Source organism: Humibacter ginsengiterrae (assembly GCF_054780115.1).
In genome coordinates this window covers 112427-124609 of the sequence record NZ_BAAGWY010000004.1, presented here as the reverse complement: position 1 = coordinate 124609, position 12183 = coordinate 112427, and the positions used below count along the sequence as shown (strand labels likewise).

At 67.6% G+C, this 12183-nt stretch carries 12 protein-coding genes; 9 read left to right on the top strand and 3 right to left on the bottom strand.

The genetic code is table 11. The features are described from left to right. Positions 1-69: 69 nt before the first annotated feature. Together ACYVII_RS07095 and ACYVII_RS07090 are read right to left on the bottom strand one after the other, a co-directional pair. Positions 70-744: a class I SAM-dependent methyltransferase gene (locus ACYVII_RS07095; RefSeq protein ID WP_460533171.1), complete on the bottom strand. Its 675-nt coding sequence runs from the start codon at positions 742-744 to the stop codon at positions 70-72. Between the two features lie 121 nt (positions 745-865). Continuing rightward, complete coding sequence (locus ACYVII_RS07090; protein ID WP_460533168.1) at positions 866-1993, bottom strand: lactonase family protein; 1128 nt, start codon at positions 1991-1993, stop codon at positions 866-868. Positions 1994-2145: 152 nt separating this feature from the next. Here ACYVII_RS07090 and ACYVII_RS07085 point away from each other — a divergent pair, with 152 nt between their 5' ends. The 4 genes from ACYVII_RS07085 to dinB all read left to right on the top strand — a co-directional run bounded on the left by ACYVII_RS07085 (position 2146) and on the right by dinB (position 6196). Further along, on the top strand, positions 2146-2841 hold the full coding sequence (locus tag ACYVII_RS07085; RefSeq protein ID WP_460533165.1) for a response regulator transcription factor: 696 nt from the start codon (positions 2146-2148) through the stop codon (positions 2839-2841). A 2-nt stretch (positions 2842-2843) separates the two neighbouring features. After that, positions 2844-4001 carry a sensor histidine kinase gene (locus ACYVII_RS07080; RefSeq protein ID WP_460533510.1) on the top strand — a complete coding sequence of 386 codons (1158 nt, stop codon included), beginning with the start codon at positions 2844-2846 and terminating at the stop codon, positions 3999-4001. Then, positions 3998-4930 carry a ketopantoate reductase family protein gene (locus tag ACYVII_RS07075; protein ID WP_460533162.1) on the top strand — a complete coding sequence of 311 codons (933 nt, stop codon included), beginning with the start codon at positions 3998-4000 and terminating at the stop codon, positions 4928-4930. The genes ACYVII_RS07080 and ACYVII_RS07075 overlap by 4 nt, the downstream gene beginning before the upstream one ends. Before the next feature lie 69 nt (positions 4931-4999). Then, positions 5000-6196: a DNA polymerase IV gene (dinB, locus tag ACYVII_RS07070; RefSeq protein WP_460533159.1), complete on the top strand. Its 1197-nt coding sequence runs from the start codon at positions 5000-5002 to the stop codon at positions 6194-6196. A 69-nt stretch (positions 6197-6265) separates the two neighbouring features. Here the strand turns inward: dinB and ACYVII_RS07065 are convergent, their stop codons facing one another. Beyond that, a complete protein-coding gene (locus ACYVII_RS07065; protein WP_460533156.1) occupies positions 6266-7129 on the bottom strand; it encodes a zinc-ribbon domain-containing protein in 864 nt (287 codons plus the stop codon). A gap of 75 nt (positions 7130-7204) precedes the next feature. Here ACYVII_RS07065 and ACYVII_RS07060 point away from each other — a divergent pair, with 75 nt between their 5' ends. The 5 genes from ACYVII_RS07060 (at position 7205) to ACYVII_RS07040 (ending at position 12174) form a co-directional block, all read left to right on the top strand. Further along, positions 7205-7717, top strand: a complete 513-nt coding sequence (locus ACYVII_RS07060) for an RrF2 family transcriptional regulator (RefSeq protein WP_460533153.1) — start codon at positions 7205-7207, stop codon at positions 7715-7717. A gap of 177 nt (positions 7718-7894) precedes the next feature. Beyond that, positions 7895-9019, top strand: coding sequence for an ABC transporter substrate-binding protein (locus tag ACYVII_RS07055; protein WP_460533150.1), 1125 nt, complete (start codon positions 7895-7897; stop codon positions 9017-9019). Between the two features lies 1 nt (position 9020). After that, a complete protein-coding gene (locus ACYVII_RS07050; protein ID WP_460533147.1) occupies positions 9021-9908 on the top strand; it encodes an ABC transporter ATP-binding protein in 888 nt (295 codons plus the stop codon). Next, on the top strand, positions 9905-10774 hold the full coding sequence (locus ACYVII_RS07045) for an ABC transporter permease (protein ID WP_460533144.1): 870 nt from the start codon (positions 9905-9907) through the stop codon (positions 10772-10774). Before ACYVII_RS07050 ends, ACYVII_RS07045 begins: the two co-directional genes overlap by 4 nt. Before the next feature lie 44 nt (positions 10775-10818). Beyond that, on the top strand, positions 10819-12174 hold the full coding sequence (locus ACYVII_RS07040; RefSeq protein WP_460533141.1) for an LLM class flavin-dependent oxidoreductase: 1356 nt from the start codon (positions 10819-10821) through the stop codon (positions 12172-12174). Positions 12175-12183: the final 9 nt, after the last annotated feature.

Genomic DNA, 12183 nt, shown 5'->3' with positions numbered 1-12183 from the left:
CCGGCTCGCGTCGTCCCGCACGGATGCGAGCTGGTGCGCCCAGCGGACAGCCGGAGCCCGCCGCCGTGGTTACGCGGGCTTCGTCCAGAGGATCGTGTGCCGGAACGCGAGGTGATGGCGCATCACGGCTCCCGGCATGATCTTCACGACCGTCTTCTTCAGCTCGTCGAATGACATCGTCGGGTCTCGAACGGGAAAAGGCGCGGGCTTCGGGCTCCCGACGGCCGGCCACGGGTGCTTGACATAGCCGATCATGGGATTGGTCACCATGGACGCGAGGCCCCACAGATGGTCTACAGCGCTCACCGGCCGGGCAAGACCGACGGCGAGGAATCGCCCACCGGGAGCCAGAATGCGACGAACGTGGTGCAGTGCTGCGGCGGTGTCGAGGTGATGAAGGACCGCGATCATGGTCACCGCGTCGACCGGCCCCGGAACGTCGGTCCATTCCCCGTCGCGGACCGTCACGTTGGACAGCCCGGTGCAGCGGGCCGTCGCCTGCTCTCGCATCCCGGGGTCGATGTCGTTCCCCTGCACAGTCACGAAGTAGGGAGACAAGGCCGCCAGAAGCTCGCCGCGACCGCAGCCGACATCGAGCGCTGCACGCCGCCGGGGCGGGAGATTCGCCAGGATCCAGGCGTGGAAGTGGTCGTTGTGACTCCACGGATGCCGTGCATTCAGTCGCGCCATGCCCGACGCGAACCGTCCGCCCGCGAAGGTCTGAGCCCATCGCCTCAATGCCATGGCTGACATTCTCACGCGAAACCCGATGCAGTCGGCAGGCTCGGCGCCGGAACAATCCGATCGCCGACAAGAGAACGGCCGGGGCTGACAGACGCGTCAGCCCCGGCCGTCGTTGCAGAACTCAGCCGGCGACGATTCCTTCACCGCCGATGCCGTTCGGCACGGTCACCGATCCGATCTCCTGCAGGATGCCGGTGCTTCCGACCTCGAATTCGTCGACGATTCCGGCAGCACCCGTCTGGACATACAGATAGTGGCCATCAGCGCTGACGGCGGCGTCGACGGTCCCCGCATCCGTACCGGTAACGCCGATCGAGCTGAGCGACCCGTCTTGGCCGATCTGGTAGCCGCTCAGAGTGCCGCTGCCCGCGTTGGACGCGTAGACGTGATCTCCGTCGACGACGATCCAGCAGGTGGCCTTCTGCCCGGTGGCGAGCTCGGCATCCTTCGTCACGGTGCCATCGGGGTTGACGGTGAAGCTCGCGACGGCGCTCGGGCCGGCCTCGCTGGCGATCAGGCGACCGTTCGCGTCGAACTGGAAGCCGAACGGAACGTCGCCTGCGAAGGTGCTGACGACGGGTTGGAGCGAGGGGCCGAGGAGGCCGAGCGAGAAGACGTCGAAGGCGCTGGTGCCGCCCTTCGTGGAGATCACGAGCTTCGATCCATCCGGAGTGAAGGCGATCTGGGCAGGCGTGCTGGTGAACTCGGGTGTGGCGTCCGGGTCCAGGCCGAGATCGCGGTGCCATCCAGGCACGGCGATGAGGTTGCCACCGAGGTTGAGGTAGCCCTGGATGGAGCCGCCGCCGCGCGCGTTCAGCACATAGACCAGATGGCCGTATGCCGCGATCGAGACGGGTGCCTGGCCGCCGGAGTCGACCACCTGACGGCGGATCAGCTTGTCGCCGGCGACGGTGAAGGAGGTGATGGAGTTGCTGCCGCCGTTGACCGCGAACAGGCTCTGTCCGCTTCGTACCAGGGAGCTCTGCGAGGCGAGGTGATCGACGACCGACCCGTTCAGCGCCACGCCGTTGCCGCCGGTGTCGTAGATCCCGGCCTGCCGCAGGGTCCCGTCGGCCAGGCGATCGTAGCTGACGATCTGGTTGCCGGAGAGTCCATCGGTCTGCACGAAGACGGTGCCGCCGGGAGGCGCTGGATGCTGTGCGGGGGTGGCGTTCGCTGCCGTGACACCGATGCCGACGAAGGCGGCCGTGGCGATGGTGGCGAGACCGAGTCGAGAGAGGGCTTTCATGTGTTTGCTCCTGAGAGATGGATGGCGTTCGGGGCAAGTGAACCAACGGCGGCGCCCGCATCCGGCAAAGATTTCGGATCTGTAAGCGAACATTTCGGAGCTGTAAGAATTGGCGGGCGCAGAGCACCGTCGCCCCGCTTACGCTCGAAGTCATGCAGACAGGCGCACGCGTGACGGTCGTGGAAGACGACCCAGCGGTGCGCACCGTGGTCGCCGATCATCTGCGCGCCGCCGGCTGCGAGGTTCAGCCGTTCGCCGACGGCCGGGAGGCCTGGCACCAGATCGAGAAGCGGATGCCCGACCTGCTGATCCTGGACCGGATGCTGCCGGGTCTCGACGGCGATGAGCTGTGCAGGCGCATCCGCCGGATCTCCGACGTTCCGATCATCATGCTCACCGCGCTCGACGGCGTGGAGCAACGGATCGATGGTCTCGAGCGCGGCGCCGACGACTACCTCGGCAAGCCTTTCTCGTTGCGGGAGCTGCAACTGCGGGTGAACGCACAGCTGCGGCGAAGCAGCACCGCGGCACCGTTGACGTTCACGGCCGGCCGTTTCCGGGTCGACGCCGCGCACCGGCGTGTCTGGGCCGGCGAGCAGGAGATCGCTCTGACGACCCGCGAGTACGAGCTGTTCCTCTATATGGTTCGCAACCCGGGTCGCGTGATCAGCCGTGAGGAGATCTTGCGCGAAGTCTGGCAATGGGATTTCGGTGACGCGTCGAACGTCACCGTGCACGTGCGACGGCTGCGGGAGAAGATCGAACCGGATGCCCGCATCCCGAGCTTCCTGCACACCGAGTGGGGCGCCGGTTACCGCTTCACCGTGGAGGAGGGGGCGCCGTGCTAGGCATGCCGCAACTCGCGCTCATCGCCGGCACCACGCTGGCTGCTACCGCGTTCGTGACCGGTGCGACGCTGCTCGCGCTCCGGCTCAGCCGACGTCGGAGCGTCGGTCTCCGTTCCGCGGTGATTCTCGCCGGAGCGCTGCTGTCGGTGATCGTCTCCACGCTTGCCGTGGCCGCCGAGATGTATCTCGCCGGTCACGATGTCGTCGTCTTGAGCTGGGTGATCGCGATCTCGGCCGCGCTCAGCATGGCCGCGACCTGGGTCATCACGGGCCGAAGCGCACGGATCTCGGCCGCGGCGCTGATCGACGATACGCGACGCATCGGCGCCGGCGACGTGGTGGAGCCGGTGGCCACGGGATGGCGTGAGCTCGACGACGTCTCGGCCGAACTCGCCGAGACCTCGACCCGGCTCGCCGAGGCGCGTGCTCAGATCGCCGAACTGGATGCCGCGCGCAGGCAGTTCTTCGCCTGGATCTCCCATGACCTGCGCACGCCCCTCGCCGGTATGGGAGCGATGGCAGAAGCGCTCGAGGAGGGAACGGCACCAGACACTGCGGCGTACGTGAAGGTGATCCGTGCCAAGGTCGACACTCTCAACCAGATGGTCGGGGATCTCTTCGAGCTCTCCAGGCTTCAGACCGGCACCTTGGAGCTGCACCCTGAGCCCGTCGTCCTCCTCGACCTCGTCAGCGATGCCGTCGCCGACGTGCAGCCGATCGCCGTGGCGCGTGGCATCACTGTCGCGCAGGACGGCGTCGGCGGGCGAGTTCTCTGGGCCGACCCGAGGGAACTGACGCGCGCGATCGGGAACCTCCTGGCCAACAGCCTGCGGCACAGTCCGGACGACAGCACCGTGCTCATCCGTGCCGACGCACTCGATGACGACCAGCTCATCTTGAGCGTCATCGACCAGGGCCCCGGGGTTGCGGCGGAGAACCTCGGTCGTATGTTCGATGTCGGTTGGCGGGCGGATGCGGCGCGCACCCACGACTCGGAAGGTCGCACACCGGCCGGAGCGGGCCTCGGGCTGGCCATCGTGCGCGGAATCGTCGAGGCGCACGGCGGCACGGTCCAGGCTCAGCGCACCGATGCCGGGTTCCAGCTCGACCTGCTTCTGCCGACGACCAACCGCGCTGAGGCGAGAGGAGCAATCACGTGAAGATCGTCGTCGTGGGAGCCGGGGGAGTGGGCGGCTATTTCGGGGCTCAGCTCGCGGCCGGCGGGCAGGATGTCGTGTTCATCGCCCGGGGCGGCCACCTGGCGGCCATGCGCGCCCATGGGCTCCGAGTCGAAAGCGAGCTCGCCCCGAGAGTTCTCACCGACGTTCGCGCGACCGACGATCTCGGCCAGGTGCACGATGCCGACCTGGTGCTCATCGCGGTCAAGCTCTGGGACACCGACGACATCGCTCAGCGCCTCGTGCCTCTTGCGGCGAGCGGTGCCGCCGTGATCTCTCTCCAGAACGGCGTGCAGAAGGATGAGACGCTCGGCCGGTATCTGCCGGGAGAGAGCATCCTCGGCGGCGCCTGTTACATCTCGGCGTCGATCGAGGCGCCCGGCGTGATCCGTCACACCGGAGCGCTCGCGCGGATCGTGTTCGGCGAATACGACGGGCGGCAGAGTCCTCGATCCGAACAGATCCTCGACGCCTTCCGCGGTGCCGGAATCGAGACCGAGCTGAGCCACGACATCACAAGCGTGCTGTGGCGCAAGTTCGTCTTCCTCGCCGGTCTCTCCACGGTGACAAGCGCCGCACGTCAGCCGATCGGCGTGCTTCGCGAGAACCCGGATGCTCGTCAGGTGCTGTACGAGGTGCTTGCGGAGGCGACGGCGGTGGGAGGCGCCGCCGGAGCGAAGCTTCCAGGCGACTTCGCCGAGCAGCAGCTCGAGTTCTGCGACACCTTGCCGCCGCAGATGAGTTCGTCGATGCTCCACGATCTGCAGCATGGCCATCGGCTCGAGCTTCCCTGGCTTGCCGGCTCGGTCATCCGAATGGGAGCTGAATCAGGTGTGGAGACGCCGTACACAGCAGCGCTCGCCGGCGTACTGGCCCCGTATGCCGAAGGGGAGCGATCCGCTCCACGATGAGCTAGCCCTGGGAGATGTCAGCCGCGCGTGCGATGATTCGAATAAAGGTACGAGCGCGAGGAGGCTGGCATGCGTGGCGAAGCGACCGTGCTGCACGCCGACCTGGACGCGTTCTACGCCTCCGTCGAGCAGCGCGATGCCCCGCAGCTGCGCGGACGGCCGGTCATCGTCGGTGGCGGAGTCGTGCTGGCGGCCAGCTACGAGGCGAAGGCGCGCGGCGTGCGCACCGCGATGGGCGGGCGTCAGGCGCGCGACCTGTGCCCGGATGCCGTCGTCGTGCCGCCGCGTATGGATGCTTATTCCGCAGCGAGCAAGGACGTGTTCGCGATCTTCCGTGACACGACGCCCCTTGTCGAGGGTCTCTCCATCGATGAGGCGTTCCTGGAGGTGGGCGGTCTTCGACGCTTAGCCGGCACACCGGAGCAGATCGCGGTGCGTCTGCGGGAACGGGTTCGCTCCGAGGTGGGGCTCGCGATCTCGGTCGGGGTGGCGCGTACGAAGTTCCTTGCGAAGGTCGCCAGCGCGGTGAGCAAGCCCGACGGGCTCCTCGTTGTCCAACCCGATCGTGAGGAGGAATTCCTGCTTCCGTTGCCGGTCGAGCGGTTGTGGGGAGTCGGCGCCGTCACGGCAGAGAAGTTGCACCGGCTCGGCGTTCGCACCGTCGGTCAGCTGGCCGAGCTGGAAGAGGACACCGCTCGAAGGGCGCTGGGCAAGGTGGTCGGCGCGCACGTGCACGCGCTGGCCCGGTTGAGGGATCCGCGTCCGGTCGACACGACGCGGCACCGTGGGTCCATCGGATCGCAACGGGCGCTCGGCACGCGTCCTCGCACCGCCGAGGAACTCGGGCTCATCCTCACGCAGATCGTCGATCGGCTCGCTCGCCGGCTGCGCGACAAAGACCGGATGTGCCGTACCGTCGTGCTGCGTTTGCCTTACGGCGACTACGCGAAAGCCACCAGGTCGCGTACGCTCCGCTCGCCCACGGATCGCACCGCGGTGCTGCTCACGGTCGCGCAAGGCCTGCTCGCCGCGGCCCGGCCGGTGGTCGAGCAACGCGGCATCACCCTCATCGGCATCTCGTTGTCGCACCTCGGCTACGCCGACAGCATCCAACCGGAGCTGCCGATCGACTGGGGCGACGGATCCCGTCTCGACACGGTGGTCGACGCGGTGCGGGACCGCTTCGGAGCAACCTCGGTGTCCAGGGCCGCGCACCTCGGGCGCGATCCTGGCCTGTCCGCTCCGCTGCTGCCCGAACACGAGTAGCCCCCACGACCCGGGACCTCGCCTTCGGCGGGGCGACCTCACTGCGTCCGGCGGCGGGGTTCGGTCACGTCAACGCAGGTAGGCGTCGACGAACAGCGAACCGCGGATCGCGCGGAGTTCATCGATGATCCGCACGTAGGTGTTCTTAGTCAGACCCGATGCGAGGATGTCGTGCGCTCCGAGCGCGGGAAGGCGACCGGTCCGGACGCGCACCACCTCCCATCCCGACGAGCGCACAGCGCGATCCTTGCGTTCGTCGACCTGCTGCCGCTTGCCGACGTGCTCGAGCCCGTGCCGGCCGGTGCTGTCGTACTCGAGCGCCACGCGCAGTTCGGGTAACAGGATGTCGGGCCACACCTCCACATGGTCGAAGAACGGTCGGGCGATGCGGATGGCGTTCAGGCCGGTCGTCAACGCAAGTCGCGCCTCGAGACCCGCACGCAACTCGGTTTCGACCGCCGACGCCGGTTTCGGGGCACAGTCGCTGGCAAACGGTGTTCCTGCAGGGAGCGCCGGCGTCTTGTCACAGATTCGACGGGCTGGCCGACGCGTTCGCGCAGACCGTGGCGACGGGGTCGGACTCCCGATCGGCGCATCCCGAACGACACTCAGCCGTGGATTCGCACGCGAGACCGCCAGCCGCGTGCACTCGGGGCACCACGCGGAACGCCGCCGCCGCTGCCCGGGCCGGTCGCGCTGCTCGCTGGGTGTCGCCACGAAGATGTGGCCGGCCTCGCACTGCCATTGCAGCAGCACCTCCGCCGCGGGAGGGATCTGCGACAAGGTGAATCCGCCGTTCAGATCCGGGTGGTACTGGCGGATCAACGCAGGAAAGGATGCCCACGCCTCCCGATATGTCCCGACGGGATACGGCACGTCCGTGCCGCGCGAGAACTGCCGCCTCGCCCACCACTGATCCACCGGTTCCGCCACACCACGCACCTTAAGCGCGGCCGGTGACAGCGATGAGCTCGGCCGCGTCGGCCGACCAGGCGAGATAATCGGGTGGTGCGCATCACTGCCAAGGTGGACTACGCGGTTCGTGCGTGCGTCGAACTGGCCGCCCGGTACGAGACGGATGCCGGGGGAACCGTCCGGTGGGTAAAGGCCGACGAGGTGTCGCTGGCGCAAGGCGTCCCAATCGCCTTCGTGCTCGGCATCCTGAACCAACTCAAGCAGGCGGGACTCGTGGAGAGCCGGCGGGGTGCGGAGGGCGGCTATCGCCTCGCGGCGCCACCCACGGACATCCCGATCGCCGCCGTCATCCGCGTGGTCGACGGCCCGTTGGCCAACGTTGCCGGCCGATACGTTGAAGACGTGGAATACGGCGGAGCGGCTGGATCGGTCCGCGACGTCTGGGTCGCGTTGCGAGCGTCGATGCGCTCGGTGCTCGAACACGTCACGCTCGCCGACGTGCAGCGGCGATCATTGCCGGAGGGGGTACGGGCGTTGATCGCGGACGATTCCGCATGGAAGACGCGCCCGAACGGCCGGTCAACCGTCTCTGGTCACCTCTCGTGACGGCGGCGACCGAGTAGCGACGACAGCGTGATCGGTCGAGACCCTTAATAGGAGCCCACTCGGGCCCAGGTGCGCGAGCCCGGCTGTACTCGGCTCCGGGAGGGCACGGGACGCAACAGTACGTTGCACGACGTCACATTCTTGATCGATTTGCTCAGGAATACCTACGGTGGCGACATGACGACACGAACCGAACCGAGCATCCCCGCGCCGGCCGGGCGCGCCCGCCGTCCATCCCACGCCTTCGTCCTGGCCGCGGGGATGGCTGCAGTCATGGTCGGACTCACCGGCTGCTCGGCAGCCGCCGGTGCGACGGTCGACGCAGGTTCAGGCGCCGCGGGTTCGAAATCCGGCGAGGTCACCGTGCTGCGCTACCAGGGTAGTGCCAACCAGGTGGTGCTCCCCGAGCTGGCGGAAGCCCTCGGCTACCTGGGCAAGGTCAAGCTCGACTGGGTCGGCAACACGATCAGTGGCCCGCAAGACATCCAGTCCGTCGCGACGAACCAGACGGATGTCGGCGAGGCATTCGCCGGTGCCGTCACCAAACTCGAGACGGCGGGTGCTCCGATCACGGCGGTGGTCAGCGCGTACGGGGAGGACTCCAAGACGTTCACCGGCTACTACGTGCCTTCCGACAGCCCGATCAAGAATGCTCGCGACCTCATCGGCAAGAAGGTCGCGGTGAATACCCTTGGCGCCCAGGCCGAGGCGGAGATCGATACCTACCTGACAAAGGGCGGCCTTACTCCCGCCCAGATCAAGCAGGTTCAGCTCGTCGTGACGCCGCCGAACAACATCGAGGAGGCGGTCCGGAAGGGGCAGGTCGATGTCGGCGCCCTCAGCGGCGTGCTCCAGGACAACGCCGTGGCCGGTGGTGGGTTGCGGCCGCTCTTCGACGACTACACGCTGTTCGGCGCGTTCGCCGGCGGCCAGTACGTCTTCCGCAATGACTTCATCAGCGCGAACCCCGGCACGGTGCGCACCTTCGTTACCGGCATCGCCAAGGCGATCCATTGGGAGAATACGACGCCCCGCGAACGGGTGATCGCTGAGTTCGCCAAGATCATCCAGAGCCGCGGACGCAATGAGAGCACCGCGACCCTTCAGTACTGGAAGAGCTCGGGCCTCCCGGGATACGGGGTCATCGCGAGCACCGACTTCACCCGCTGGACCAGTTGGCTGCACTCGACGGGCATCGTCTCTGGGGCCGTGGACGCCCCGTCCCTGTACACGGATGCCTACAACCCGTACGCGACGACCGACCATCCGTCGACCGCCGCGACCGCTACGAAAGGGGAATGACATGGCCGGCCTCGACGAGACGACCCACGACATGGCCGGCATCCGCGAGCCGGCGAAGATCAGCCTGCAGCAGGTCACCAAACGGTTCTCGGTACGCGGCACTCCGGACGCGCCCCGCAACACCAGCATAACCGCGCTCGAGGCCATCAGCGTGGACGTCTCTGCGGGAGACTTCCTCGCCCTGGTCGGGCCGAGCGGCTCAGGCAAGACCACACTGCTCGACCTGCTCGCGGGGCTCTCCCAGCCGACCTCGGGCGTCGTGCTCGTGGATGACGCGCCGATCTCGGGGCCCGGTCATGACCGGGGCGTCGTCTTCCAGCAGTACGCTCTGTTCCCCTGGCGCACCGCGCTGGCCAACGTCACGTTTCCGCTCGAGAACGGTGAGGTGGCGGGGGTGCGCCTCACGCGGCGTGAGCGGATCGCGCGTGCCGAGCACTACTTGGAACTCGTCGGCCTCGAAGGATTCGCGCACCGCTATCCGCACGAGCTCTCGGGTGGCATGAAGCAGCGAGTGGCGATCGCGCGCAGTCTGGTCTACGAGCCCGACATCCTGCTGATGGACGAGCCTTTCGGCGCGCTCGATGCCCAGACCCGGGAACAGCTGCAGGACGAGCTGTTACGCATCTGGCGGGCGACCGGCACGACGATCCTGTTCATCACGCACGACATCGACGAGGCCGTCTACCTCGGACAGCGTGTCGCCGTTCTGAGCGCTCGCCCTGGGCGGTTACAGGCCGTCGTCGACACCCGTGACGTCGGCCGGAACTCCGGTGGTGACGCACGCTCCGATCCGGCCTTCGTACGAAGCCGGCACGAGATCTGGTCGTTGCTGCACGGTCAGGACGCAGTTCCACGAACCGGCATCGAGCACGAAAGGAGTGCAGCATGACCAGTGCTGCCATCACCGAGACCACGAACGCCGTCACAGAGACACGACCCATCGCGGCGCGGGGGAGACCGTCGGCCGCGGTCGCGGGACGCCGCGTCCTCCGCCGCACCGGATCCCTGGCCTGGAAGTCTGCAGCGATCATCGCCTTCCTGCTGTTGTGGGAGTTCGCGCCGACGTACCTGCTCTCCCCAGGCATCCGGGTCTTCCTGCCGCCGCTGCACGTCGTGCTCGCCGCCGGATGGCAGCTGATCCTGTCGGGTCAGCTGCAGACGAACATCCTCGCCAGCCTGAGCCGGGCCGCGGCCGGATTCGCGATCGCCATCGCGGTGGGCGTTCCACTCGGCCTGCTTCTGGCCTGGTACCGACAGCTCGACGCCTTCCTCAACCCTCTGCTCGAGTTGTTCCGCAACACCGCGGCACTCGCGCTGCTGCCGGTGTTCACCCTGTTGCTCGGCATCGGTGAGACATCGAAGATCACGATGGTCGCCTATGCGGCGTTCTTCCCGATTCTGCTCAACACGGTCGCGGGCGTTCGGGGGATCGACCCGCTGCTGGTGCGCGCGGCCCGCACGCTTGGCGTCGGCCGGGTGCGGCTCTTCGCCAAGGTGGTGCTGCCGGCAGCGATTCCCACTGTGTTCACCGGGATCAGGATGGGCGGTGCGGCCTCGATCCTCGTGCTGGTCGCCGCAGAGATGGTCGGCGCGAAGGCCGGCCTCGGATTCCTCATCGTCAACGCGCAGAACAGCTTCCTGATCCCGGACATGTACGCGGGCATCCTCACGATCGCTCTCATCGGCCTGGTGGTCAACGGACTGCTGGTGGCCGGCGAACGACGATTCTCTCGCTGGCGCACGGCAACCGCCTAGGCCCAACCCCATCCGACGAGCACACACCAACCGAAGGACTATCCGTGTCTTCACGCAGACAACTCAGCCTCAATCTGTTCATCCATCCGAGTGGTCACCACGAAGCCGCATGGCGCCATCCCGGCACCCAGGCGGAGCGCATCTTCACCGCCGACTACTACACGGAGCTCGCGCGAGCGGCCGAGGCAGCCACGTTCGACGCCGTCTTCTTCGCCGACGGGCCGGTGCTGCACAGCGGCGTCGAGTTCAACGCGGTCGGACGGTTGGAACCGATCCTGACGCTGGCCTCCATCGCTGCGCACACCGAACGCATCGGGCTCATCGCAACGGCCTCCACAACGTTCTACGACCCGTACAACCTCGCACGCCTCTTCTCCACACTCGACCACCTGAGCAACGGGCGGGCCGGGTGGAACATCGTCACCACCGCCTCATCGGATGCCGCAGCCAACTTCGGCCTCGAGGAGCACCCCGACACCCCGACCCGCTACGCCCGTGCCGCGGAGTTTGTCGAGGTGCTCGAGCGACTCTGGGACAGCTGGGAGGATGACGCCATCACATTGGACCGCGGGGCCGGCGTCTACGCCGACCGAGCGAAGATCCACCCCGCGGCCTTCGTCGGCGAGCACCTGCGCGTCGCGGGGGCATTCAATGCACCGCGCTCCCCTCAGGGGCGGCCCGTGCTCGTGCAAGCCGGAGCATCCGACGATGGCAGGGCGTTCGCCAGTCGGTACGCCGAGGCCATCTTCACTGCGCACCAGCGGCTCGCCGATGCGCAGTCGTTCTACAGCGACATCAAGGCACGCGCGTCTGGTCTCGGCCGTGCCCCCGACCAGATCAGAATCCTGCCGGGCATCAGCCCGTTCATCGGCTCGACCGAGACCGAGGCACGAGCGCTCGAGCGCGAGTTCAACGAGCTCAGCGTGCCCGAATACGGATTGCGTCAACTCGCCGCGCTGACCGGCGTGCGGCTGGATCAAAGTGCACTGGATCATCTCGTCCCACCGGAGCTGTTCGCCGACGCCGGCGACGTCACGAACAACGCCCGTAGCCGGCTCCAGGTCGTCGCGGGCATCGTCGAGCGGGAGAACCCCACGGTACGGCAGTTGTTGCACCGCCTGGCTGGCGCGCGCGGACATCGCGTGGTGGCGGGCACACCCGTCCAGATCGCCGACACGATCGAGGCCTGGTTCACGCAGGGCGCGGCGGACGGATTCAACGTGATGCCGCCCTACCTGCCCGGCGGATTCGATCTGTTCGCAGAACACGTCGTCCCGATCCTGCGGGCCCGTGGCCTGTTTCGCAGCGACTACGAGGGATCGACGCTGCGCGACCACCTCGGGCTCCAGCGGCCCGAGAACCGCTACGTGACGTTCGACGAACGCACACTGGTCGCCTGACCACGGCTG

Excerpts from the sequence above, each read along its gene's own strand:
- ACYVII_RS07050 (WP_460533147.1), top strand. The coding sequence starts at position 9,021 with ATGGCCGGCCTCGACGAGACGACCCACGACATGGCCGGCATCCGCGAG.
- ACYVII_RS07085 (WP_460533165.1), top strand. The coding sequence starts at position 2,146 with ATGCAGACAGGCGCACGCGTGACGGTCGTGGAAGACGACCCAGCGGTG.
- ACYVII_RS07045 (WP_460533144.1), top strand. The coding sequence starts at position 9,905 with ATGACCAGTGCTGCCATCACCGAGACCACGAACGCCGTCACAGAGACA.
- ACYVII_RS07055 (WP_460533150.1), top strand. The coding sequence starts at position 7,895 with ATGACGACACGAACCGAACCGAGCATCCCCGCGCCGGCCGGGCGCGCC.
- ACYVII_RS07090 (WP_460533168.1), bottom strand. The coding sequence starts at position 1,993 with ATGAAAGCCCTCTCTCGACTCGGTCTCGCCACCATCGCCACGGCCGCC.
- dinB (WP_460533159.1), top strand. The coding sequence starts at position 5,000 with ATGCGTGGCGAAGCGACCGTGCTGCACGCCGACCTGGACGCGTTCTAC.
- ACYVII_RS07080 (WP_460533510.1), top strand. The coding sequence starts at position 2,844 with ATGCCGCAACTCGCGCTCATCGCCGGCACCACGCTGGCTGCTACCGCG.
- ACYVII_RS07095 (WP_460533171.1), bottom strand. The coding sequence starts at position 744 with ATGGCATTGAGGCGATGGGCTCAGACCTTCGCGGGCGGACGGTTCGCG.